This window comes from Cellulomonas sp. T2.31MG-18 (assembly GCF_964266755.1).
GTDB lineage: Bacteria > Actinomycetota > Actinomycetes > Actinomycetales > Cellulomonadaceae > Cellulomonas.
Map to the genome: position 1 here is coordinate 159173 of NZ_CAXWGW010000003.1, position 22411 is coordinate 181583.

Consider the following 22411-nt stretch of genomic DNA (forward strand, 5'->3'; position numbering starts at 1 on the left):
GCGTTCCTCCGCGACGGGTGCCTGGCGGTCTCAGGCGAGGGCGGCAGCGGCCTCGTCACGGGCGCGTTCCGCGGCGCCGCGGAGCCCGTCGACCGTCGGACCCGCCGACAGCACGCCTCGCGACGACGACGCGAGCACCGCCGACCGCGCGTCGCCGAACACGGCCGCGAGCTCGGCGGGTCCGGCACCCTGGGCGCCGACGCCGGGTGCGAGCAGCGGACCCTGCACGGCGGCGAGATCGAGCCCGAGGCGCGCGGCCGCGTCCCCGATGGTCGCGCCGACCACGAGGCCGACGGACCCCAGGGAGCCGCCGCCGGCGGCCAGCTCGGCGGCGTTGAGCCGCGCCGCCTCCTGTGCCACCTGGGCCGCGACCGACCGGCCGTCCGCTGCGCGGGCGTGCTGGACGGAGGCGCCTTCAGGGTTCGAGGTGAGGGCCAGCACGAACAGGCCACGGCCGGTCGCCGCAGCCAGGTCCACCGCTGGGCGCAACGAACCGAAGCCGAGGTACGGCGAGACCGTCAGGGCGTCGCCGGCCAGCGGGGCGCCGTCACGCAGGTAGGCGTCCGCATAGGCTCCCATCGTCGAGCCGATGTCCCCCCGCTTCGCGTCCACGACCACCAACGTCCCGGCCGACCGCCCCGCCGCCACGACCTCCTCGAGGACCGCGACGCCGCGGGAGCCGTGCCGCTCGAAGAAGGCCGACTGCGGCTTGATCGCCGGCACGACGCCGGCCACCGCCTCGACGACGGTCAGGGCGAACCGCCGGAGCCCGTCGACGTCGTCCGCCAGGCCCCACTGCTCGAGCAGCGAGGGGTGCGGGTCGATGCCGACGCAGAGCGGGCCGAGGGCGCCCCGCGCAGCGGCGAGACGGGTGCCGAAGGTCGGTGTCACAGCGCTACCACCCGCTCGCCGGACGTCTCCTCGGCCGGTGGTACGGCGGCAGCGGCGCGCGCCGCCCGGCGGGCCCGGGTGCGCGCGTCGTGCTCCTGGAGGCTGGTGACCGCGAAGGGACCCGACCGGACCGCCTCGATCGCCTGGACGGCGGCGCCGAGCTGCTGCACCGTCGTGATGATCGCCTTGTCGGCCGCCGTGGTCGCGGCGCGGATCTCGTAGCCGTCCGCACGGGCGCCCTGGCCGGACGGGGTGTTGATCACCATGTCGACCTGCCCGTCGCTGATCAGGTCGACGATCGTCGGCTCTCCGCCGGGTCCGCGGCCGGCGGACTGCTTGCGCACCAGCCGCGAGTCGATCCCGGACCGGTGCAGCACCACGGCGGTGCCTTCGGTGGCGAGGATCTCGAAACCGAGCTGGGACAGCCGCTTGACCGGCAGCACGATCGCCCGCTTGTCGCGGTCGGCCACGGAGATGAACACCGTCCCGGAGGTCGGCAGGCCGCCGAACGACGCCTGCTGCGACTTGGCGAACGCCGTGGGGAAGTCCGCGTCGAAGCCCATCACCTCACCGGTCGAGCGCATCTCCGGCCCCAGCACGGTGTCCACCGCGTGACCGTCGAGCGTGCGGAACCGCTTGAACGGCAGCACCGCCTCCTTGACCGCGATCGGCGCTGCGAGGTCCAGCACGCTCGCGTCCTCGGCAGGCAGGACCCCTGCCTCCCGCAGCTCGGCGATCGACCGGCCCACCATGATCAGCGCGGCGGCCTTGGCGAGCGAGACGCCGGTCGCCTTGGACACGAAGGGCGCCGTGCGCGACGCCCGCGGGTTCGCCTCGAGGACGTAGAGCACGTCCGACACCAGCGCGAACTGGATGTTGAGCAGGCCGCGCACGCCGACCCCGCGGGCGATCGCCTCGGTGGAGGTGCGGATCCGCTCGAGCTCGGTGGCGGACAGCGTCACCGGCGGCAGCGCGCACGCCGAGTCGCCGGAGTGGATGCCGGCCTCCTCGATGTGCTCCATCACGCCGCCGAGGTACAGCTCCTCGCCGTCGTACAGGGCGTCGACGTCGATCTCGATCGCGTCGTCCAGGAACCGGTCGATCAGCAGCGGCGGCAGCACGCCTCGGTTGGACACGGTCGCGTCCGCGAGGGCGCGCTCGACGTACTCGGTCAGCTGGGTCTCGTCGTACACGATCTCCATGCCGCGGCCGCCGAGCACGTAGGACGGCCGTACCAGCACGGGGAAGCCGATGCTCGCAGCGGTCTCGCGCGCCTGGGCCAACGTCGTGGCGGTGCCGAACGCCGGTGCCGGCAGGCCGGCGGCGGCGAGCACCTGACCGAACTCGCCGCGGTCCTCGGCCGCGTCGATCGCGTCCGGCGGAGTGCCGAGGATGGGCAGGCCGGCGTCGAACAGGCGCTGCGCGAGCGACAGCGGGGTCTGGCCGCCCAGCGTGACGATCAGCCCGGCCACCGGGCCGGCGGCGCGCTCGGCCTCGTACACCTCGAGCACGTCCTCGAACGTCAGCGGCTCGAAGTACAGCCGGTTCGAGGTGTCGTAGTCCGTCGACACGGTCTCCGGGTTGCAGTTGATCATCACGGTCTCGAACTCGCCCTTGAGGGCGAGGGCGGCGTGCACGCAGGAGTAGTCGAACTCGATGCCCTGCCCGATCCGGTTGGGCCCCGAACCGAGGATCAGGACGGCGGGCCGCTCGCGCGGCGCCACCTCGGTCTCCTCGTCGTACGCCGAGTAGTGGTACGGCGTGCGGGCTGCGAACTCGGCCGCGCAGGTGTCGACCGTCTTGTAGACCGGACGCACCCCGAGCGCCCAGCGCGTGTGCCGGACGCTGTCCTCGCTGCTCCCCCGCAGGACCGCCACCTGAGCGTCCGACAGGCCGTGGCGCTTGGCGCGGGCCAGGACCTCGCGGGTGAGGGCCGGCGCGCCAGCGACCTCGGCGGCGACCTCGTTGACCAGCTGCAGCTGGTCGAGGAACCAGGGGTCGATCTTAGTCCGCTCGTACACCGTCTCCAGCGGGACGCCCGCGCGCAGCACCTGCTGGACGTCGACGAGGCGGCGCTCGGTCGGCCGGGCGATGGACTCGACGAGGGCGTCCAGCTCCGCGCCGGACGCGGGCTCGCCGTCCCAGTGGAACGTCGCGCCCTTCTTGTCGAGGGAGCGCAGCGCCTTGCCGAGGGCCTCGGTGAAGTTGCGGCCGAGCGCCATCGCCTCGCCGACCGACTTCATGGTGGTCGTGAGCGTGGGGTCGGCCGCCGGGAACTTCTCGAAGGCGAAGCGCGGCACCTTGACGACGACGTAGTCGAGGGTCGGCTCGAAGCTGGCCGGCGTGGAGCCGGTGATGTCGTTGGGGATCTCGTCCAACGTGTAGCCGACGGCCAGCCGGGCGGCGATCTTGGCGATCGGGAAGCCCGTCGCCTTCGAGGCGAGGGCCGACGAGCGCGACACCCGCGGGTTCATCTCGATGACGATGATCCGGCCGGTCTCCGGGTCCACCGCGAACTGGATGTTGCAGCCGCCGGTGTCGACGCCGACCTCGCGGATCACCGCGATGCCGATGTCCCGCATCCGCTGGTACTCGCGGTCGGTCAGGGTCAGCGCGGGGGCCACCGTCACCGAGTCGCCGGTGTGCACGCCGACCGGGTCGACGTTCTCGATCGAGCAGACCACCACGACGTTGTCGTGCTTGTCCCGCATCAGCTCGAGCTCGTACTCCTTCCAGCCGAGGATCGACTCCTCGAGGAGCACCTCGGTGGACGGCGAGTAGTGCAGGCCCTGGCCGACGATGCGGCGCAGGTCGGCCTCGTCGTAGGCGATGCCGGACCCCAGACCGCCCATCGTGAACGACGGACGGACCACCATCGGGTAGCCGAGCACGTCCACGGCGGCGAGCGCGTCGTCCAGCGAGTGCGCGATCACCGACCGTGCGGACTCGCCGCCGCACACCTCGACGACCTGCTTGAACTGCTCGCGGTCCTCGCCCTTCTGGATCGCGGCGATGTTGGCGCCGATCAGCTCCACGCCGTACTCGTCGAGCACACCGGCCTCGGAGAGGGCGACGGCCGCGTTGAGGGCCGTCTGACCGCCGAGCGTCGGCAGCAGGGCGTCGGGGCGCTCCTTGGCGATGATCGAGGTGAGCACCTCGGTGGTGATCGGCTCGACGTAGGTCGCGTCGGCGAACTCCGGGTCCGTCATGATCGTCGCCGGGTTGGAGTTGACCAGGATCACGCGCAGACCCTCGGCGCGCAGCACACGGCAGGCCTGCGTCCCCGAGTAGTCGAACTCGGCGGCCTGCCCGATGACGATCGGGCCGGAGCCGATCACCAGGACGCTGTGGATGTCGTCGCGGCGCGGCATCAGGCGGCACCTTCCTCGTCGGTCGCGGTGGTGGACGGTCCGCCTGCCGGTCGGGCGGCGCCGGCGCCGCCGAGGCCCGGGTCGGCCATCAGGTCGGCGAACCGGTCGAACAGGTACGCGGCGTCGTGCGGACCCGCCGCGGCCTCCGGGTGGTACTGGACGCTGAAGGCGGGCAGGTCGAGCGCCGCGAGGCCCTCCACCACGTCGTCGTTGAGGTCGACGTGCGACACGACCACCTGGCCGTACCGGCCGTCGTCGTAGGGCGCCGCCGTCGGGCCCTCGAGCGGGGCGTCCACCGCGAAGCCGTGGTTGTGCGCGGTGATCTCCACCTTGCCCGTCGCGCGGTCCATCACCGGCTGGTTCACGCCGCGGTGGCCGTAGCCCAGCTTGTAGGTGCCGAACCCGAGGGCCCGGCCCAGGATCTGGTTCCCGTAGCAGATGCCGAAGAAGGGGATCCGGCGGTCGAGCACCTCGCGGAGCAGCTCGACCTCGTGCACGGCGGCACCGGGGTCGCCCGGCCCGTTGGAGAAGAAGACGCCGTCGGGGTGCACCGCGAGCACGTCGTCGATGGTCGAGGTGCTCGGCAGCACGTGGACCTCGATCCCCCGCTCGGCCATCCGGTGGGGCGTCATCGCCTTGATGCCGAGGTCGACCGCCGCGACCCGCGCGCGGGGGACGTCCAGCGGCTGGCCGTCGGGACCCAGGGCCGGAACGACGTACGGCTCGCTGGTGGACACCTCCCCCGCCAGGTCCGCGCCCGCCATGGGGGGTGCGTCCAGCACCTCGTCGAGCAGCTCGTCGTCCGGGCGGCGTACGCCGGACGTCAGCAGGGCGTCACCGGAGAAGATGCCGGCGCGCATCACGCCGCGTTCCCGCAGGTGCCGGGTCAGCGCGCGCGTGTCGATGCCGCTGATCCCCACGATGCCCTGGGCCTCGAGCTCCTCGTCGAGCGTGTGCCGTGCGCGCCAGCTCGACGAGCGCCGGGCGGGGTCACGGACGACGTAGCCGGCCACCCAGATGCGGGCCGACTCGGGGTCCTCGTCGTTCACACCCGTGTTGCCGATGTGCGGTGCGGTCATCACGACGATCTGCCGGTGGTACGACGGGTCGGTCAGCGTCTCCTGGTACCCCGTCATCGCGGTGGCGAAGACGATCTCGCCCAGCGTGCGGCCGGTGGCGCCGTACGCCTGGCCGGTGAAGGTGCGGCCGTCCTCCAGGACGAGCACGGCGGTGGTCATGCGGTACCTCCGGCGGTGGTGGGGACGAGGGTGCGGACGGCGTCCACGAGGCGTGGCCGGTCGGCGCGGTGGCGGACCAGCAGCCCGGTGTCGAGCAGCGGGCCGACCTCCGGCGCGGCGTCGGGTGCCCAGGTGAGCACGACGAGGCCGTCGCGCCCCATGAACTTGCCGGCGATGCCCGACGCGGTGCCGACGCCGCGCACCTGGGCGGCCGGGACGAACACGTCTGCCGCGCCGGTGCGGCGCACCAGCACGCCGGCGTCGAACACCTGCACCTGCGCGGCGCTGCGCACGCCCAGGTCGTGGGCGTTCACGCGGTCGAGCCAGTCGCCGGCCGTGGTCGAGGAGACGTAGACCGCTTCCAGCGGGTCCGTGCGCGGTGCGCCGAGGTCGGCCGGGGCGCCGGGCACCGCGGGCACGGTGGCTTCCGATCGGCGTTCACGTCGGCGCCAGCCCTGGCGCATCGCCCAGTACGCCAGCGCCAGCAGCACCAGCAGGATCGTGACGGACAGCCATGTGGGCATCAGGCGTGCACCTCCACCGTCTCGTCGCAGGGTCGGCCGTCGAGCACGGTCGGCCGTCCGCGCAGGAACGTGGCGACCACGCGACCGGGCAGCTCCCGGCCCCGGAACGGGCTGTTGGTCGCCTGCGTCGCCTGGGCTGCGGGATCGACCAGCGTCCGCGCCGTCGGGTCGACGAGCACGAGGTTCGCCGGTTCGCCGACGGCGATCGGGCGCCCCTGGTCGGCCACCCGGCCGATCAGCGCCGGAGTCGACGACAGCACCCGTGCGACGTCGGACCAGCCGAGGCGTCCGGTGTCGACCATCGTCGCCTGCACCACGGACAGCGCCGTCTCCAGGCCCGTCATGCCGAACGCGGCGGCCGCCCACTCGCAGTCCTTGTCCTCGCGGGTGTGCGGCGCGTGGTCCGTGGCGACGATGTCGATCGTGCCGTCCGCCAGCGCGGCTCGGACCGCCTCGAGGTCCTCGGCAGTCCGCAGCGGCGGGTTCACCTTGAACACGGGGTCGTAGCCGCGGGCCAGCTCGTCGGACAGCGCGAGGTGGTGCGGCGTGACCTCGGCCGTCACGGCGATCCCCCGCGCCTTGGCCCAGCGGATGATCTCCACCGACCCGGCCGTCGAGACGTGGCACACGTGGAGCCGCGAGCCGACGTGCTCGGCGAGCAGCACGTCGCGGGCGATGATCGCCTCCTCGGCCACGGCGGGCCAGCCGGCCAGGCCGAGCTCGGCGGACACGATGCCCTCGTGCATCTGGGCGTTCTCGGTCAGCCGCGGCTCCTGGGCGTGCTGGGCGATGACGCCGTCGAACGCCTTGACGTACTCCAGCGCCCGGCGCATCAGCACGGGGTCGTGGACGCACTTCCCGTCGTCGGAGAACACCCGCACGCGGGCGGCGGAGGACGCCATCGCCCCGAGCTCGGCCAGCCGCTCGCCACCAAGGCCGACGGTGACCGCGCCGACGGGGTGCACGTCCACCCAGCCTGCGTCGCGGCCGAGCCGCCACACCTGCTCGACGACGCCGGCCGTGTCCGCGACCGGTGAGGTGTTCGCCATCGCGTGCACCGCGGTGAACCCGCCGAGTGCCGCGGCCCGCGTCCCGGAGGCCACCGTCTCGGCGTCCTCCCGACCGGGCTCGCGCAGGTGCGTGTGCAGGTCGACCAGCCCGGGCAGCAGCACCAGGCCGTCCGCGTCGACCACCTCGGCGCGCGCGTCCCGGGCCTCCGTCCCGAGGGCGACGATCCGGCCCTCGTCGACGAGCACGTCGGTGGCCCCGCCGCCGAGCAGCGACGCTCCTCGCAGCAGCCGGCTCATGCGCCCGTCCCCACCTTCTCCGGCGTACCGGACTCGTCCGCGACCTCGTCCCCCGCGCTGGTCGCCGGGCCTGTGCCCGAGAGCAGCAGGTACAGCACCGCCATGCGCACCGCGACGCCGTTGGCCACCTGCTCGACGACCACGGACCGCGGGCTGTCCGCCGCGTCGGCCGAGATCTCGAGCCCGCGGTTCATCGGTCCGGGGTGCATGACGATCGCGTGGTCGGGAAGCCCGGCGAGGCGCCGCGCGTCCAGACCGTACCCGCGGGTGTACTCGAGCGCGCTCGGGAAGAACCCGCCGCCGGCGCTCGACATCCGCTCCCGCTGCACGCGCAGCATCATCACCGCGTCGGGACCCTGCGCCAGCACCTCGTCCAGGTGGTACGAGACGGCGCACGGCCACGTCTGCACACCGACCGGCACCAGCGTCGGCGGGGCGACCAGCGTCACGCGGGCCCCGAGGGTGTGCAGCAGCTGCACGTTCGACCTGGCCACCCGGCTGTGCAGCACGTCGCCGACGATCGCGACGTGCAGGCCCGCGAGGTCCCGGCCGGTGACGTCCTGCGTGCCGCCGGCGCCGACCAGGTGCCGGCGCACGGTGTACGCGTCCAGCAGCGCCTGCGTCGGGTGCTGGTGCGTGCCGTCGCCCGCGTTCACCACCGCGCAGTCCGTCCAGCCGGCGGTCGCCAGCGTGTGCGGCGCCCCGGAGGCCTGGTGCCGGATCACGACGGCGTCGGCGCCCATCGCCTGCAGCGTGAGGGCGGTGTCCTTCAGGGACTCGCCCTTGGACACGCTCGACCCCTTGGCCGAGAAGTTGATCACGTCCGCCGAGAGCCGCTTCGCGGCGGTCTCGAACGAGATGCGGGTGCGGGTGCTGTCCTCGAAGAAGAGGTTGATCACCGTGCGACCGCGCAGGGTCGGCAGCTTCTTGATCTGCCGGGACTGGGTCGCGGCCATCTGCGCCGCGGTGTCGAGGATCAGCACCGCCTCGTCCCGGGACAGGTCGGCGGCCGAGAGCAGGTGCCTCATCGGGTCACCTCGTTCGTGTCGTCGCGCACGACGCCCGCCGGGCCTCCGCCGCCGGGCGGTGCCTCGATCAGCACGGCGTCGCGGCCGTCCGTCTCGGCGAGCATGACCCGCACGCGCTCCCCCGCCGCCGTCGGCAGGTTCTTGCCCACGTAGTCGGCCCGGATCGGCAGCTCCCGGTGCCCGCGGTCGACCAGCACCGCCAGCTGGACCGCGCGGGGCCGGCCGAGGTCGCTGATGGCGTCGAGCGCTGCCCGGATGGTGCGGCCGGAGTACAGCACGTCGTCCACCAGCACCACGACCTTGCCGTCGATGCCGCCCGCCGGCAGGTGCGTCGTGCCGATGGTGCGCGTGGGCTGGTGCGAGAGGTCGTCGCGGTACATCGTCACGTCCAGGCTGCCGCCGATGGCGTCGGCGTCGACGCCTGGCTCGACCTGGGCGAGACGGTCCACGAGCCGCTGCGCGAGCGGGAGCCCGCGGGTGGGGATGCCCAGGACGACCAGGTCGTCGGCTCCCCGGTTGCGCTCGAGGATCTCGTGCGCGATGCGGGTCAGCGCCCGCGCGATCTCCGCGGCGCCGAGCACCTCGGCACCGCCGGTCTGTGCCCCCGATACGGATGCACGCATGCCAGAGCTCATCTGGCGACCCCCTTCCCCGCCTCTCTGGACGGGCCTTAAAGGATGTCTGTCAGGTGCGGAGCCTAACCTCTCGTCATCGGTGCGCCTGTCGGCGCGCTGAGGCGCGAGACGCCAGGGTCCGTCGCCTCAGGCGAGAAGCGTCGGCTTGAGGTCGACGATGCGGCCCAGCAGGCCGTTCACGAAGGCGGGCGACTCGTCCGTCGAGAGGTCGGAGGCGAGGCTGACCGCCTCGTCCACCGCGACGGCGTCGGGGACGTCGTCGTTGTAGAGGACCTCCCAGGTGCCGATCCGCAGCAGCTGGCGGTCCACAGCCGGCATCCGGTCGACGGTCCAGCCGTGGGAGTGCGTCGCCAGCACCTCGTCGATCCGCTCCAGGTGCGCCGCGACACCCTCGACGATCTCGACGGCGTACTCCGGGACCGCCGACTGCACGCCGGGGTGCGCGAGGCGCTCCGCGAGCAGCGTCAGCGGCGGGATGCCGCGCTGCTCGGCCTCGAAGAGGACGTCGAGCGCGCGCTTGCGAGCCTTGGTGCGGGCTGCCACCTCAGTCGTTCACGCGGCCGAGGTAGCTCCCGTCACGGGTGTCCACCTTCACCTTGGTGTTCGTCTCGAGGAACAGCGGCACCTGGATCTCGTAGCCGGTCTCCAGGGTCGCGGGCTTGGTCCCGGCCGACGAGCGGTCGCCCTGCAGCCCCGGCTCGGTGTAGGTGATCTCGAGGACCACCGACGGGGGCAGCTCGACGTACAGCGGGATGCCCTCGTTGGTCGCGACCAGTGCGTTCTGGTTCTCCAGCAGGAAGTGCGCCGCGTCGCCGACGGTCTCCTCGGGGACGTGCAGCTGGTCGTACGTGGAGGCGTCCATGAAGACGTAGTCCGAGCCGTCCTTGTACAGGTACTGCATGTCGCGCTTGTCGACGTTGGCCGTCTCCACCTTCAGGCCGGCGTTGAACGTGCGGTCGACCACCTTGCCGGACAGCACGTTCTTCAGCTTGGTGCGCACGAAGGCGCCGCCCTTGCCCGGCTTGACGTGCTGGAACTCCACCACGGTCCACAGCTGGCCGTCGATGCGGAGCACGAGGCCGTTCTTCAGGTCGTTGGTGGTCGCCACGGTGTCGCTTCCTGTCGAGAGAGGGTGCTGAGGGCGGCTGGTGCAGGCACGTCGCGTCCGTCACCGCGTCGGGAGGACCCGTGGGGGGACGTGGGGTGCGCCGCGGTCCGGGCCGCAGGCCGCCGACCATCGTACCGTGCGGTGTTCACCGCGCGAGCAGCCACCGCGCGAGCAGCCCGATCGACGCGGCCCACAGCAGCGACGCGAACGTACCGATGACGAACCGCTCCGAGGCGCCCGGGTTCTCCCGCAGCTCCGGGTAGCGGCCGAGGCCCTTGACCGCGACGACCACCGCGACCGCGGTCGGCTCACCGACGATCAGTGCCCCCGTGGTCGCGAGCCGCTCGAGCAGTCCCACCCAGGTGCCGCCGCGCAGCACGGCCTGCGCTCGGGCGCCGTCCGGGCCGTCGCTCTCGACGAGCGTGCCGCGCAGCAGGACGGCGCCGTCGGGTCCGCTGAGCGGCTCCCCCGCGTCGGACGAGCGGCTGGCCAGGTGCAGCACCAGACGGGTGACGGCCCAGCCGCCACCGGTCGACACGGCGAGCGCGAGGACGACGACGAGCGCGACGAGCGCGGGATGCATGCGACCTCCTGGCTGTGGCCGTCCGTCGGCCGTGGCGAGCTGTGCCCGACCCTGGCGGGCCGCACGGACGCGGTCAACCGTCCGCGCCGACGTCCCCCTCTGCCGGTTCGGGCAGACCGGCTGCGGCGAGCAGCCGAGCCAGCACCGGCCGGACGGCCTGCTCCTCCGCCCAGTGGGCGGCACGCAGCCGCTGGCTGACCGCCTGCTGGCTGACCCCGAGGCGTTCCGCAGCGAGCTGCTGGACCGGGCCGTCCGCGCCGGTGCGTCCGAGCGCGGCGCGCGCCGCGTCCACGGCGGCCCAGCCGGCGGCCGACCGGCGGGCGAGCACGCTGGCGAGCAACGTCAGAACGGCCTCGGCGTCTCGCGCGGTCGCCGGTCGGGCGCCGCGCACCGCCACGGGGACGGGGCGGCCACGGGACTTCGCCGCCTCGACGGCCTCCCGCGCGGCGATGAAGGCGGCCCCTGACGCCTCCCGCGTGCTCGCCGGCAGCGGCTCCAGCACCGGACCCGCTCCGATGCCGACGCTCCAGCCGCCGAGGCGCAGCAGGTGGAGGGCGACCTCGACCGTGGATGAAGGGTCGTCCAGGACGGCCTGGACCTCGTCACCGACCGTGCGCTCGAAGGGCAGGAGCACGCCGTCGAGGTGCGGCAGGCCCGAGAGGAGAGCAGGGACCTGATCCGTCGACCGACGGCTCCCCTGCTGGTCGACTGTCACGACGAACATGCGACAAGTCTCTCAGCTTGTTGCAGACGTAACAAGCCCGCAGGCTTGTGCTTGACTACAAACGGGCCGCGATCGCCGCGAGGGCGAGGCGGTACGAGTCGAAACCGAAGCCAGCAACCGTCCCGGTGGCGATCGGGCCGATGACGGACAGGTGCCGGAACGCCTCGCGGGCGAGCGGGTTCGACAGGTGCACCTCGACCAGCAGGAGGCCCGCCTCGGTCACCTGGGCCGCGGCGTCGCGCAGGGCGTACGAGTAGTGGGTGAAGGCGGCCGGGTTGAGCACCACGTGGGTGCGGTCGTCGACGGCGGCGTGCAGCCAGCCGACGAGCTCCGCCTCGTCGTCCGTCTGCCGGACCTCGACGTCGAGCGCGAGGTCACGCCCCCACTGCGTGGCGGCTGCCGTCAGGTCGGCGAGCGTGGCCGAGCCGTAGACCTCCGGCTCACGGACGCCGAGACGCCCCAGGTTCGGGCCGTTGAGGACGAGGACGCTGGTCACGTCGGTCAGGTTAGCGGCGGTGGCCGGTCGGGCCGTGCGTGCTCACCGCACGCGATCGCCGCGCCGGGGCTCCCTACCTGACGTCTCGCGCGGCGGTGCTGACCGGGTGCTGGATGCTCGCCGATGCGGACGGGGCTGCCGCACAGTTGCCGCACTGATTCCTCCGAGGGTCTTCCCAGGTGTTAAGGAAGTGTCAATGTCTGCTAGATGCGGACCTTGGGCCTAGGGCCGTAGGTCCCACGGGGCTAGCCTGACCAGGAAAGACGCGGTGCCATCGCTGGTTCCGGCGGTGGAACGTCGGCCCGAGAGGTGACCTATGAGTCACGCACTTCTGCTTGCTGATCCGGCCGGCCGGTACATCAATGCCGGCGTCATCCAGATCTCCGTGACCAACGCCGTGATCATCGGCCTCATGCTCGTCGTGTTCGTGCTCGCGCTCGTCGTGCCCTTCCCTGGCCGGCGGCACCACGACCGGACGGACCGCGACCGATGACCGCCACGCAGACCGGCGGCACGCCGCCCGGCACGTCCTCGAAGAGCTGGACCGTCCGCACCCGGGACCGCATGTCGCGGGTCGTCCCCCAGGGGCAGGTGCTGCCCGACCGGCAGCCTGCCTACATGTCCTCGTGGATCTACGTCTTCGGCGTGCTGACCCTGGCCGCGCTGATCGTGGTGATCGGGTCCGGCGTGCTGCTGGCCGTGGGTGGCGTCACCTGGTGGCACGTCTCCTCCCTGGGCCACTTCGTCAACTCGTTGCACCTGTGGAGCGTCGAGCTGTTCTTCGCCTTCATGGTCATCCACCTGTGGGGCAAGTTCTGGATGGCCGCGTGGCGCGGCAACCGGGCTCTGACGTGGATGACGGGGGTGCTGGCGTTCCTCGGCTCGATCGGCACCGCCTTCACCGGCTATCTGTCGCAGACCAACTTCGACTCCCAGTGGATCAGCGGCCAGGCGAAGGACGGGCTCAACTCGGTCGGGATCGGCGCCTTCTTCAACGTGCTCAACCCCGGTCAGATGCTGCTGTGGCACGTCGCCCTGCTGCCGCTCGTGCTGGGCGTGATCGTGCTGCTGCACGTCGTGCTCGTGCGCAGGCACGGGATCGTCCCGCCGATCGACTCCGAGGGAGCCGACGCAGACGTGGAGGACGCACGATGAGCACCGCAACGGTCACCAGACCCACCCACCACTCCCCGCGGCGGGGCACGCCGGACTCGCACGGCTTCCCGACACGTCCGTACGACCTGGTCAAGGAGTTCGTCGTCGCACTCGTCGTCGTCGCGCTCCTCACCGTGATCCTCGCCGCGGTCTTCTCCTCCCCCGACGAGAAGGCCATCACGATGGCCGACTGGGCCGCGCAGGCCCCGAACGACGTGGTGGCGACGGCCGCCGGCGAGCTCGCCGGGACGACGACGAGCGCCTCCTACGGGCCGCCCTACAACACGGCCGGCGACGGCCAGAACCTCGGACCGCTCAAGCTGCAGAAGTGGGCCGGCGTGCGGATCCCTGTCGACTCGGCCGCCGACCTGGTGCTGACGCCGCTGTCCAAGGTGACCGGCAACACGGACCTGAGCACCGCGCTGACGACGTGGAACGGGGCGACGCCGGACCAGCAGAACAAGTGGGCCTCCGCGTACAGCGACGCACTGTCCAAGGCGCCGGACAACGACCCGAAGCAGGTGGCCGACGGTGACTACGGGCCCGTGCCGGCGATCTCCGCGGCGTTCCTCACGCTCGCGCAGACCGGCGGCCTCGAGGGTGCCCTGACCTCGTCGGGCAACTTCTACGGCGGGGACCAGACGCGCTCGCTGCTGCTGCTGTCCGACGGTGCGTACCTGGAGGACCAGGCCCGTGCGCGTCATCTCGGTGGCGACCAGTGGGGAATGATGAACGAGACCGGCAACTTCCCTGGTCAGCCGTGGATGTGGCTGTACACGTTCTGGTACCAGGTGCCGCCGTTCTCGACCTCGGACAACGCGGACGCGCTGGTCTGGGGCCTGATGATGCTGCTGACCCTCGGGCTGCTGCTCCTGCCGTTCATCCCGGGGCTGCGGTCGATCCCGCGGTGGATCCCCGTGCACCGGATCATCTGGCGCGACTGGTACCGGGACCACCCGCGGAGGCGGTGAGGTGTGGGATCGCTCGCGTCGTCCTCAACCTCGGGCTCGGCAGCTCGTGACGAGCTACTCCTGGACGGCGGACGACGACGCGAGCGGTCTCGTCACCGACCGGTCCGTCGGCCCGGGCGCCTTGTCGTCCGGCAGTGAGGTCCCAGGCTCCGTATCGGTGACGAGCGCCTGCTGCGGGCGAGACGCGACTCGGTCGGCCAGCACGGCGAACACGGGAAGGGCGACGGCGACCACCGTCTCGGCGTGCCACCAAGGTCCGCTTGGGACCAGCGTGCAGAAGGTCAGCATCGGCATCGCGGCCGTGAGCCACCCTCTCACTCGGCGCACCGGCTCGGACTCGGTGGTCCAGACCCAGACGGCGACGACGGCGACGAGGGCGCCCCAGTAGTACGTCAACCTCAGGGGATCCAGCAGCAGGCGCACGCAGATCGACACCATCACGACCACGAGCGCCGAGGTGCGAGCCCGTAGGCCGATCAGCACGCCCGCCAGCCCCGCCGCTCCGCCCTGCACCACCCGGAACGTCCAGCCTGATCGGCCGGCGAGAAAGGGGACCGCGTCGAACCAGGTTCCCTTGGGGATCAGCCAGGTCTGGGAGAAGGTCGACACTTCGCCCCAGATCTTGAACGGTGCGATGAGCGCAACGGTGCCGACGACGAGGAGGGCCACGGCGCATGCGCGCCGCCGGATCGAACCCCGGTTCAGCAGCAGCCCGGCGCATGTGATCGCCCATTCCTTGATGCCCATGGCCACGACCAGCAAACCTGCCGCGCGCACGTTCCTTCCGGAGTCTTGCCGCACGGCCGCCAGGACGAGCACGAAGCCGAGCAGGAGCTCCTCTGGATGGTCGGCCACCAAGGCGTCGCTGAGGATGCCGCCCGCCAGGACCGTCCCAGTGACCATCCACTGCGCCCTGCGGACCCACGTGCCCGAGGCCAGTGCAGCGTGCCGAGAGGCAGTAAGCGACAGCCAGACGACGGCCAGCCCATGGAGGGCCGCCGCCGCGATGCCGACCGTCTGCAGAGACAGGTGCGCGGTGGCGGCGAGCCGCGCGACCAGCCCGAGCGCCAGGAGGTAGAGCGGTCCCAGCTGGATCCAGCTGTCGGCGAAGACGTGGAAGAAGCCAGGGCCGACCATGGCGAAGCCCGCAGCGCGGAACCGAACCTGGTCGCCGTCCTGGCGTAGCAGTCCGCCCACCACGCCGACAATCGCGCCTAGCGGCAGCAGGACGACGGCCGGGTGGCGCCAGACGGCGAGCAGCACCCGCAGCTGGCTCGCCGACCGCTGACCGAGGTCCTCGAGCTCCCGGCGGAGGCGCGTCTCGGCGCGCCCAGGGCGACGCACCAGCGTCGTCCCCGAGGAGGCCACGACGGCCGGGCTACGGGTCATCGTGAGACCGCCTGACGACCGTCGGTTCCGTCGACCCGCTTCGGGCGGTCCAGCCGGGGCGCAAAGACGAGCACGACGACGAGGAGACCGGTCCCAGCGAACCAGATGACCGTTCGGGACAGGAGGTACGGCCCGAGCACGACTAGCGGGGTGAGCGCGGTCACGAGCAGCCGGAACCGGGTCATCCGCACGTCGCCTGACGACCAGGCCCATACGGCGACCACGACGACCAGTGCGCCGCTGTAGTACGTGAGGCGCAGCGGATCGATCAGCAGTCGGACCGAGATCGCGCAGACGACCGGGAGGAATGGCGAGGTCGGTCGTCGCCACGCGGCGACGACGCCAACAAGCCCCGCCAGGCCGCCCTGAATGAACCGCAGCTGCCAGTCCGTGGCGCCCCAGGCGTGCCCAAGGCTCCCGAGGTACGACGTCGCACCGAAGCCCCAGGAGAAGTCGAACGTCCGGACGGTGCCGAAGAGGAAGAACGGCCCGTACAGGAGCAGCGTGAGGCCCGCGAGCGTGCCTGCGCCTCGGAGCAGGCCGGTCCGGCCTCGGTGCAGCAGGAGGATGCCGCCTCCGAACGCACCCCACTGCTTGAGTCCGACGGCTGCAGCCAGGACCGCACCCGCGATCCCGTGGCGATCCGAGGCGGCGCTGAGGGCGGCGTTGAGCAGGAGCAGTGCCACGAGTATCTCCTCGGGGTGCCCGTTGCCGATGCCCTCGGCGGCGAACCCCCCGAGGCCGAGCAGCAGCCCGACCGCCCACCGGCCGGCCACCGCCTCATGCCCGCGAAGGTGCGCCGAGCGCTGCGTCGTCCACATGGCGAACCAGACGACCATCGCGGCCTGGGTGCCCCCCAGCAGCGCTCGGGTGGCCACCGGCGACCCGAGGACCGTGAGCGCCTTCGTCGCCAGCCCGAGAAGCAGCAGATAGAGGGGACCGATCTGGAGACCGGGCGCGGAGAACACGTCGAGCAGGCGTGGTCCGATCATCGAGGCGCCCGCCGCGCGGAACCATCCTGCGTCGCCGTCGGGGATGACGGCAGCCAGTGCGCCACAGACAACGAGGGCGAGCGGAACGAGGAGCCGCTCTGGGTGTGATCCCACGGTCCTGAGGAAGGCTGCGGCTCGCGGTGCGTCGACGTCGAGCCGCGAGAGCTCAGCGGCCAGCCACGACGACCACCCGGTGGGAGGCGCCGTCGGCGTCTCCTCGCCGAGGGCGTCCACGACGGTCACGGTGATTCATCGTCGCCGGGGGCCGGCGGCTTGAGGTCAAGGTCGCTAGAGCTCGATCGCGGTACTTCCCTGAGGCTCCTGGGCGACCTCCGCGTAGGCCGCCGCGAGCAGCGTCGGGTCGGGCCCCTCGAGCCGGGTCGGCTTGGCGACGTCCTCCAGCACGACGAACCGCAACCGGTCCCCGCGGGTCTTCTTGTCCCGACGCATCGCGGTGAGCAGCTGGTCCCAGCGATCGGCGCGGTAGGTGGTGGGCAGACCGAGTGCCGTGAGGACGGACCGGTGCCGGTCCACGACGTCGTCCCCGAGACGGCCGGCCAGACGCGCGAGCTCGGCGGCGAACACCATGCCGACCGAGACAGCGGCACCGTGGCGCCAGCGGTAGCGCTCGACGTGCTCGATCGCGTGGCCGAAGGTGTGCCCGTAGTTGAGGATCTCCCGGAGCCCCGCCTCACGCAGGTCCTCGCCGACGACCCGGGCCTTGACCGCCACGGCGCGCTCGATCAGGTCGAGCAGCACGTCGGATCCCGCCGCGGCCACCGGGTCGCGGAGCAGCTCGATGTTGGCCTCGACCAGGTCGAGGATCACCGGGTCGGCGATGAAGCCCGCCTTGACGATCTCGGCGAGCCCGGCGACGAAGTCGTGGGGGGACATCGACTCGAGCGCCGCCAGGTCGCACAGGACGCCAGCCGGCGGGTGGAACGCGCCGACCAGGTTCTTGCCCTCGGCGGTGTTGATGCCGGTCTTGCCGCCGACGGCGGCGTCCACCATGGCCAGCACCGTCGTGGGGATCTGCACCACCCGCACGCCGCGCAGCCACGTGGCCGCGACGAAGCCCGCCAGGTCGGTGGTCGCTCCCCCACCGACGCCGACGACGGCATCCGACCGGGTGAACCCGGCCTGGCCCAGCACCTGCCAGCAGAACGCCGCGACCTGGGCGGTCTTCGCCTCCTCGGCATCCGGGACCTCGGCGCCGAAGGCCTCGTACCCGTGCTGACGAAGGTCCGCCAGCACGGCGTCGGCCGTGGTCGCCAGGGCCGCAGGGTGGACGACGAGCACACGCTGCACGTCGGTACCGAGCAGCCCGGGGAGCGCGCCGAGCAGATGGCGCCCGATCACGACGTCGTACGGCCGCTCCCCCGTCACCGTGACGATCCTGGCTCCCTCGCTCATGCGTGCTCCTCTGAGGCTGGCTGCGCGGCGGCGGCGGCGAGCCGCTGCTGACGCAGCGTGGCGAGCTCGGACTCGATCCGCTCGGCGACCTGCTCCGGGGCCAGCCCGTCGGTCAGCACGACGAGCGTCGCGACGTCCTGGTAGACCGGACGTCGCTGGTCCATCAGCTCCTTCCAGCGGGCCCGCGGGTTGCCCAGCAGGAGGGGCCGCGACTGGTTGAAGCCGACCCGAGGGGCGGCGTGGGCCAGGCTGACGTCGAGGAACACCACGACCCCGCCACCCGCACGGTAGGCCGCGAGGGCGTCCTGCGTGGCCGGGTGCAGCACCGCACCCCCGCCCAGCGCCAGGACGCCGTCGTGCTCGGCGAGCGCCCGTGCCACCGCTTCGTGCTCAAGGGCGCGGAACCGCGCCTCGCCGTCCTCGACGAAGATGTCCGACACCGGCTTGCCGGCGACGGCCTCGACGTCCGAGTCGGTGTCCCGGGCCACCAGCTGCCAGCGGGAGGCGAGAGCGAGGCCGACGGTGGTCTTCCCGGCGCCGGGCGGTCCGACGAGGACGACGCGAGGGCCGGTAGAGGCAACGGTAGGCACGGCTGCAGGGTAGTCGGCGGCGCCCGCGCGGCCGGTCGACCGCCCGGTGGTCGGGCCGCCGGTCAGCGCAGCAGCTCCGGTATCGAGGCGATGTACGCCTCGAGATTGCGTCGGACCTCTGCCACCGAGTCGCCGCCCGTCTTCTCCAGCAGGGCGTCGGCGAGGACCAGCGCGACCATCGCCTCGGCCACCACGGCCGCCGGAGGGACCGCGCAGACGTCGCTGCGCTGGTGCTGGGCGCGGGCCGGCTCCCCGGTTGCCGTGTCGACCGTGGCGAGCGCGCGCGGCACCGTGGAGATCGGCTTCATGGCGGCGCGCACACGGAGTACCTCACCGTTGGACATCCCGCCCTCGATGCCGCCGGCGCGGTTGGTGCGGCGGACGATGCGCCCGTCGGCGTCGCGCTCGATCTCGTCGTGCGCCTGGCTGCCGCGACGGGCGGCGGTGCGGAACCCGTCGCCGACCTCGACGCCCTTGATCGCCTGGATGCCCATCAGCGCGGCCGCCAGACGGGCGTCCAGCCGCCGGTCAGCCTCGACGTAGGTGCCCAGTCCGGACGGGAGGCCGTAGGCCAGCACCTCCACGATGCCGCCCAGGGTGTCGCCGTCGTCGTGCGCCTGGTCGATCTCCGCCACCATCGCGGCCGAGGTCGCCTCGTCGTGGCAGCGGACCGGGTCGGCGTCGAGCGCGTCGAGGTCGTCGGGCACCGGGAGCGGGCCGTCCTCGGGGGCGGCGACGGAGCCGATCCGGACCACGTGCGAGACGAGGCGGACACCGGCGGCCTGCTCGAGGAACGCCGCGGCGACCGTGCCCAGCGCCACCCGCGTCGCCGTCTCCCGCGCACTCGCGCGCTCCAGCACCGGACGCGCGTCGTCGAACCCGTACTTGCGCATGCCCACCAGGTCGGCGTGACCCGGTCGGGGCCGGGTCAGCGGGGCGTTGCGGGCGCGGTTGAGCAGCTCGGGGTCGTCCACCGGGTCGGACGCCATCACGTCGACCCACTTGGGCCACTCGGTGTTGCCGATCTCGAGGGCCACCGGACCGCCCTGCGTGAGCCCGTGCCGCACCCCCCCGAGCAGCCGGACCTCGTCCTGCTCGAACTTCATCCGCGCGCCCCGGCCGTAGCCGAGGCGGCGGCGGGCCAGCGCCGCCTGGACGTCTGCCGACCGGAGCTCCACCCCGGCCGGCATGCCCTCGAGGATGCCGACGAGCGCCTCGCCGTGGGACTCGCCGGAGGTCAGCCAACGCAGCATGGGCGCGATCTTGTCACGGACCAGCGACGACGACGGCGCCCGCCCGGTCGTCGGACCGGACGGGCGCCGTCGTGCGCTTCGCGGTGGGGCTACTTGCCGCCGACGGGGACCAGTGGGTTCTTGCCGCCCACCGCACTCGGGAGAGCCGGCGTCGCGCTGGCCGACGGTGCCGGCACGGCGGTGGTGTCGGGCAGCGCGTACAGGAAGCCGGTGATGACCAGCTGCTGGTCACCGACGACCGTCTTCGGCTTGCCGCCTGCGGCAGCGGCGTCCTGCTGGCCTGTCGCGGTGAAGCCCGAGACGAGGTAGAGGCGCGGCGTCGCGGTCTGCAGGTCGGACAGGAAGGCCAGCGTGTTGTCGTAGCTGCCGATCACTGTCACAGAGAGGGGGATGGAGCTGAATCCGTCCGGCACCGCGGACGCGGCCGCCGCGGCGGCGTTCCCGGTGCCCGTGGCGGGGGCGGCGACCGGGGTAGCCGCGGGGGTCGCCGCAGGTGTTGGCCCTGCCGTGGCGGACGCCGTCGTCGGCGGCGCCACAGGTGCGACCGCGGCCTTGGCCACCACCGCCTGGGGTGTGCCCGGCGCAACGGCCGTGATCGTCACGCTCCGTGCCGCCGCGATCGTGTCCAGCTGCCGAAGGTAGTCGGACAGCTGTGCCGTGGTCGGGACCTGGACCTGAATGGCGGCGAGCTGCTTCTTGTAGTCGGCGAGCTTGGCGAAGTCCGCCCTCAGCTTGGCCACCTTGAGCGCCAGTGCATCGTTCGCCTGCTTGGTCTGCACCGTCTGTGCCCGGACGTCCGCAGCCGCGCCGAGCGCGGGGTTGATCGCCAGGAACCAGGACGCGACGACGATCGCGACGGCGCCGACCACGGTCGCGCCGATCCAGGTGCCCTTCTTCGCGCCGGCCACGTCAGCTCCCCTGCTTCGTCGCGTCGAACCGGTGCGTGAAGGCGGCCGAGGTCACCTGCACTGTCACCGAGACGTTGTAGTAAGTGGTCTTGTTCTCGCTCTGGGTGATCGTCGCGCTGGATGCCCACGCGCCCGAGAAGCCGGGCACCGAATCGAGTGCGTCGAGCCAGGCGGCGGTGTTGGGCACCGTGGTGGACCGACCGGTGAACTGGATCTGGCCGACGGAGGCCGCCTGCAGCGGGTTCGTCTTGCCCACAGCGGCCGCGGCGCCGCTGGTGCTCACGACGAGCGAGTCGATGCTCACATCAGCCGGCAGGACGGCCGTGACGGCCGCGTAGTAGGGGCCCCAGGCGATGTCCGTCGCCATGCCGAGCTGGCGGGCGGTCTGCGCCTTCTGCAAGGCATCGAGCACCCTAGGCACCTCCGCGTACTTCTGCTGCTCCGTCTGCAGGCGCTGGGTCTCGGCCTGAGCCTGCTTCAGCTCGCTGTTCGCGCCGGCCTGGACCAGCTTGGCGAGCGCGAAGGCGCCGATGCACAGGACGAGGACAAGAACGAGGACCAGCGCCAGCCAGCGCTTGAGGTTCCGGAGGCCCCGGGCGGCGCGGACCTCCGGGGGAAGCAGGTTGACCTGCGGCAAGCCTCCGAGGATGGTGCCCACGCCCTTCTTCGCCCGGGGCGGGTCGGCGAGCGTGGTCATGCGGCAACTCCGTACGCGAGTCCGATGGGCAGGGCCAGCAGCGACTCCCGCCCGGCGATGGTCTGGCGGTTGAATCCCTTGCCGGCCCGCAGGGGCGCGACGGGGTCCCCGACGTTCACGGGAAGCCGGCTGGCGCTGGAGAGATACTGCCCGAGGCCTGGGAGGTGCGAACCGCCTCCGCTGAGCACCACGACGTCGATACCTGCCCCCGGGTTGTTGCCGGCGTAGTACACGAGCGTGTTCCGGATGGCCTCGACCAGCGTGCGCACCACAGAGGAGATCGCCTCGGCCGCCGCGGCGGCTTCCGGCGGTGCGGCGAAGCCGATCCCGATCTCGCGCTTGATCCGCTCCGCGTCGGGTGCGGACACGGACATCGCGCTCGCGACCGCGTTGGTGAGGTTCTGACCACCGGACGGCAGGGAGCGGACCAGGCGGGGAGCGCCCTGAGCAGCGACGACGACCGTGGTCACGGTGGCGCCGATGTCGACGAACGCGACGGTTGCACGGGCCAGGTCACCCTGCGCGAGCGAACGCAGCAGGGCGAACCCGTTCAGATCCACCATCAGCGGGCGCAGGCCCGCACCCTCCACAGCCAGGACGTTGGCCGTCACGGTGTCTCGCTGAGCTGCTACCAACATCCCGTGCACCGTGCGACCCTGCGGGCCGTCGTACTCGGCCACCGGGTAGTAGTCGAGCAGCGCCTCGTCCGAGGACATGGGCAGCATCTCGGACACCTGGAACGGCAGGGATGCCTTGAGCTGCGCCAGGGGCATCCAAGGCAGGTCCAGGTCCCGGACCAGGACGCGCTGGTTGCCGACGCCGATCACGACCTCCTTGGACTCGAACTTGGTCTGCTGCCACAGTTGGCGAAGCGCTCCGGACACTGTCTCCGGCTGCACCACCTCACCATCACGGACGGCGCCCATCGGAAGGGCGACCTCGCCGAGGCGGAGCAGCGTGGGCGCTGTCCTTCCGCCCCGGGCGCCGCCGCCGAACTCGAGCTCGGCGGCCCGGACGGCGGACGAGCCGATGTCCAGGCCGATGACGCGGTTGCTGGCCACGGGTATCCCTTCATGCTCACGAGCGTTCTTTCGACCTATCGGTGCCGGACCCGGACGACTTGAGCGGCGACGCGTGA

The 22411-nt window shown here is 72.3% G+C and carries 23 protein-coding genes; 3 read left to right on the forward strand and 20 right to left on the reverse strand.

Annotation, left to right across the window (positions count from 1 at the left end; genetic code table 11):
- Positions 1-30: 30 nt before the first annotated feature.
- The 12 genes from pyrF to ACFQTY_RS12950 all read right to left on the reverse strand — a co-directional run bounded on the left by pyrF (position 31) and on the right by ACFQTY_RS12950 (position 11905).
- On the reverse strand, positions 31-891 hold the full coding sequence (gene pyrF / locus ACFQTY_RS12895) for an orotidine-5'-phosphate decarboxylase (protein WP_378101005.1): 861 nt from the start codon (positions 889-891) through the stop codon (positions 31-33).
- Positions 888-4262, reverse strand: a complete 3375-nt coding sequence (gene carB, locus ACFQTY_RS12900) for a carbamoyl-phosphate synthase large subunit (protein ID WP_378101007.1) — start codon at positions 4260-4262, stop codon at positions 888-890. The genes pyrF and carB overlap by 4 nt, the downstream gene beginning before the upstream one ends.
- Positions 4262-5500 (reverse strand): glutamine-hydrolyzing carbamoyl-phosphate synthase small subunit, encoded by a 1239-nt coding sequence (carA, locus tag ACFQTY_RS12905; protein ID WP_378101009.1) that lies wholly within the window; start codon positions 5498-5500, stop codon positions 4262-4264. Before carA ends, carB begins: the two co-directional genes overlap by 1 nt.
- On the reverse strand, positions 5497-6024 hold the full coding sequence (locus ACFQTY_RS12910; RefSeq protein ID WP_378101012.1) for a hypothetical protein: 528 nt from the start codon (positions 6022-6024) through the stop codon (positions 5497-5499). Before ACFQTY_RS12910 ends, carA begins: the two co-directional genes overlap by 4 nt.
- On the reverse strand, positions 6024-7331 hold the full coding sequence (locus tag ACFQTY_RS12915; RefSeq protein WP_378101014.1) for a dihydroorotase: 1308 nt from the start codon (positions 7329-7331) through the stop codon (positions 6024-6026). The genes ACFQTY_RS12910 and ACFQTY_RS12915 overlap by 1 nt, the downstream gene beginning before the upstream one ends.
- Positions 7328-8359 (reverse strand): aspartate carbamoyltransferase catalytic subunit, encoded by a 1032-nt coding sequence (locus ACFQTY_RS12920; RefSeq protein WP_378101016.1) that lies wholly within the window; start codon positions 8357-8359, stop codon positions 7328-7330. The genes ACFQTY_RS12915 and ACFQTY_RS12920 overlap by 4 nt, the downstream gene beginning before the upstream one ends.
- Positions 8356-8982 (reverse strand): bifunctional pyr operon transcriptional regulator/uracil phosphoribosyltransferase PyrR, encoded by a 627-nt coding sequence (gene pyrR, locus ACFQTY_RS12925; RefSeq protein WP_378101018.1) that lies wholly within the window; start codon positions 8980-8982, stop codon positions 8356-8358. Before pyrR ends, ACFQTY_RS12920 begins: the two co-directional genes overlap by 4 nt.
- A gap of 138 nt (positions 8983-9120) precedes the next feature.
- Positions 9121-9537 carry a transcription antitermination factor NusB gene (gene nusB / locus ACFQTY_RS12930; protein WP_378101020.1) on the reverse strand — a complete coding sequence of 139 codons (417 nt, stop codon included), beginning with the start codon at positions 9535-9537 and terminating at the stop codon, positions 9121-9123.
- A 1-nt stretch (position 9538) separates the two neighbouring features.
- A complete protein-coding gene (gene efp / locus ACFQTY_RS12935) occupies positions 9539-10102 on the reverse strand; it encodes an elongation factor P (protein ID WP_263730803.1) in 564 nt (187 codons plus the stop codon).
- 145 nt (positions 10103-10247) lie between these two features.
- On the reverse strand, positions 10248-10685 hold the full coding sequence (locus ACFQTY_RS12940) for a hypothetical protein (RefSeq protein WP_378101023.1): 438 nt from the start codon (positions 10683-10685) through the stop codon (positions 10248-10250).
- 73 nt (positions 10686-10758) lie between these two features.
- A complete protein-coding gene (locus ACFQTY_RS12945) occupies positions 10759-11409 on the reverse strand; it encodes a hypothetical protein (protein ID WP_378101025.1) in 651 nt (216 codons plus the stop codon).
- Positions 11410-11464: 55 nt separating this feature from the next.
- On the reverse strand, positions 11465-11905 hold the full coding sequence (locus ACFQTY_RS12950) for a type II 3-dehydroquinate dehydratase (protein ID WP_378101027.1): 441 nt from the start codon (positions 11903-11905) through the stop codon (positions 11465-11467).
- Positions 11906-12221: 316 nt separating this feature from the next.
- On the opposite strand from ACFQTY_RS12950, the gene ACFQTY_RS12955 reads away from it, so the two are divergent.
- The 3 genes from ACFQTY_RS12955 to ACFQTY_RS12965 are packed head-to-tail and all read left to right on the forward strand — an operon-like array spanning position 12222 to position 14031.
- The gene (locus tag ACFQTY_RS12955) at positions 12222-12398 is read left to right on the forward strand and encodes a hypothetical protein (protein WP_378101029.1); all 177 of its coding nucleotides are present in this window, start codon (positions 12222-12224) and stop codon (positions 12396-12398) included.
- Positions 12395-13060 carry a cytochrome b N-terminal domain-containing protein gene (locus ACFQTY_RS12960; protein ID WP_378101031.1) on the forward strand — a complete coding sequence of 222 codons (666 nt, stop codon included), beginning with the start codon at positions 12395-12397 and terminating at the stop codon, positions 13058-13060. Before ACFQTY_RS12955 ends, ACFQTY_RS12960 begins: the two co-directional genes overlap by 4 nt.
- A complete protein-coding gene (locus tag ACFQTY_RS12965; protein ID WP_378101033.1) occupies positions 13057-14031 on the forward strand; it encodes a hypothetical protein in 975 nt (324 codons plus the stop codon). The genes ACFQTY_RS12960 and ACFQTY_RS12965 overlap by 4 nt, the downstream gene beginning before the upstream one ends.
- A gap of 54 nt (positions 14032-14085) precedes the next feature.
- On the opposite strand, the gene ACFQTY_RS12970 is transcribed toward ACFQTY_RS12965, so the two are convergent.
- The 8 genes from ACFQTY_RS12970 to pilM all read right to left on the reverse strand — a co-directional run bounded on the left by ACFQTY_RS12970 (position 14086) and on the right by pilM (position 22334).
- Positions 14086-15420, reverse strand: a complete 1335-nt coding sequence (locus ACFQTY_RS12970; protein ID WP_378101035.1) for a hypothetical protein — start codon at positions 15418-15420, stop codon at positions 14086-14088.
- Positions 15417-16412, reverse strand: a complete 996-nt coding sequence (locus tag ACFQTY_RS12975) for a hypothetical protein (protein WP_378101037.1) — start codon at positions 16410-16412, stop codon at positions 15417-15419. Before ACFQTY_RS12975 ends, ACFQTY_RS12970 begins: the two co-directional genes overlap by 4 nt.
- Positions 16413-16700: 288 nt before the next feature.
- The gene (gene aroB / locus ACFQTY_RS12980) at positions 16701-17825 is read right to left on the reverse strand and encodes a 3-dehydroquinate synthase (RefSeq protein WP_378101039.1); all 1125 of its coding nucleotides are present in this window, start codon (positions 17823-17825) and stop codon (positions 16701-16703) included.
- Positions 17822-18415, reverse strand: coding sequence for a shikimate kinase (locus ACFQTY_RS12985; RefSeq protein ID WP_378101041.1), 594 nt, complete (start codon positions 18413-18415; stop codon positions 17822-17824). Before ACFQTY_RS12985 ends, aroB begins: the two co-directional genes overlap by 4 nt.
- 62 nt (positions 18416-18477) lie before the next feature.
- Positions 18478-19668, reverse strand: a complete 1191-nt coding sequence (aroC, locus tag ACFQTY_RS12990) for a chorismate synthase (protein ID WP_378101043.1) — start codon at positions 19666-19668, stop codon at positions 18478-18480.
- 89 nt (positions 19669-19757) lie between these two features.
- Entirely contained in the window at positions 19758-20576 is an 819-nt protein-coding gene (locus ACFQTY_RS12995) for a hypothetical protein (RefSeq protein ID WP_378101045.1), read from the reverse strand.
- A gap of 1 nt (position 20577) precedes the next feature.
- Positions 20578-21273 carry a PilN domain-containing protein gene (locus tag ACFQTY_RS13000; RefSeq protein ID WP_378101047.1) on the reverse strand — a complete coding sequence of 232 codons (696 nt, stop codon included), beginning with the start codon at positions 21271-21273 and terminating at the stop codon, positions 20578-20580.
- The gene (gene pilM / locus ACFQTY_RS13005; RefSeq protein WP_378101049.1) at positions 21270-22334 is read right to left on the reverse strand and encodes a type IV pilus assembly protein PilM; all 1065 of its coding nucleotides are present in this window, start codon (positions 22332-22334) and stop codon (positions 21270-21272) included. The genes ACFQTY_RS13000 and pilM overlap by 4 nt, the downstream gene beginning before the upstream one ends.
- Positions 22335-22411 lie beyond the last annotated feature (77 nt).

What these genes read in the sequence shown, in the direction of transcription:
- carB (WP_378101007.1), bottom strand. Translation starts at nt 4,262, where the DNA reads ATGCCGCGCCGCGACGACATCCACAGCGTCCTGGTGATCGGCTCCGGC.
- carA (WP_378101009.1), bottom strand. Translation starts at nt 5,500, where the DNA reads ATGACCACCGCCGTGCTCGTCCTGGAGGACGGCCGCACCTTCACCGGC.
- ACFQTY_RS12910 (WP_378101012.1), bottom strand. Translation starts at nt 6,024, where the DNA reads ATGCCCACATGGCTGTCCGTCACGATCCTGCTGGTGCTGCTGGCGCTG.
- ACFQTY_RS12915 (WP_378101014.1), bottom strand. Translation starts at nt 7,331, where the DNA reads ATGAGCCGGCTGCTGCGAGGAGCGTCGCTGCTCGGCGGCGGGGCCACC.
- ACFQTY_RS12920 (WP_378101016.1), bottom strand. Translation starts at nt 8,359, where the DNA reads ATGAGGCACCTGCTCTCGGCCGCCGACCTGTCCCGGGACGAGGCGGTG.
- pyrR (WP_378101018.1), bottom strand. Translation starts at nt 8,982, where the DNA reads ATGCGTGCATCCGTATCGGGGGCACAGACCGGCGGTGCCGAGGTGCTC.
- ACFQTY_RS12940 (WP_378101023.1), bottom strand. Translation starts at nt 10,685, where the DNA reads ATGCATCCCGCGCTCGTCGCGCTCGTCGTCGTCCTCGCGCTCGCCGTG.
- ACFQTY_RS12945 (WP_378101025.1), bottom strand. Translation starts at nt 11,409, where the DNA reads ATGTTCGTCGTGACAGTCGACCAGCAGGGGAGCCGTCGGTCGACGGAT.
- ACFQTY_RS12955 (WP_378101029.1), top strand. Translation starts at nt 12,222, where the DNA reads ATGAGTCACGCACTTCTGCTTGCTGATCCGGCCGGCCGGTACATCAAT.
- ACFQTY_RS12960 (WP_378101031.1), top strand. Translation starts at nt 12,395, where the DNA reads ATGACCGCCACGCAGACCGGCGGCACGCCGCCCGGCACGTCCTCGAAG.
- ACFQTY_RS12965 (WP_378101033.1), top strand. Translation starts at nt 13,057, where the DNA reads ATGAGCACCGCAACGGTCACCAGACCCACCCACCACTCCCCGCGGCGG.
- ACFQTY_RS12970 (WP_378101035.1), bottom strand. Translation starts at nt 15,420, where the DNA reads ATGACCCGTAGCCCGGCCGTCGTGGCCTCCTCGGGGACGACGCTGGTG.
- ACFQTY_RS12975 (WP_378101037.1), bottom strand. Translation starts at nt 16,412, where the DNA reads ATGATCGGACCACGCCTGCTCGACGTGTTCTCCGCGCCCGGTCTCCAG.
- aroB (WP_378101039.1), bottom strand. Translation starts at nt 17,825, where the DNA reads ATGAGCGAGGGAGCCAGGATCGTCACGGTGACGGGGGAGCGGCCGTAC.
- aroC (WP_378101043.1), bottom strand. Translation starts at nt 19,668, where the DNA reads ATGCTGCGTTGGCTGACCTCCGGCGAGTCCCACGGCGAGGCGCTCGTC.
- ACFQTY_RS13000 (WP_378101047.1), bottom strand. Translation starts at nt 21,273, where the DNA reads ATGACCACGCTCGCCGACCCGCCCCGGGCGAAGAAGGGCGTGGGCACC.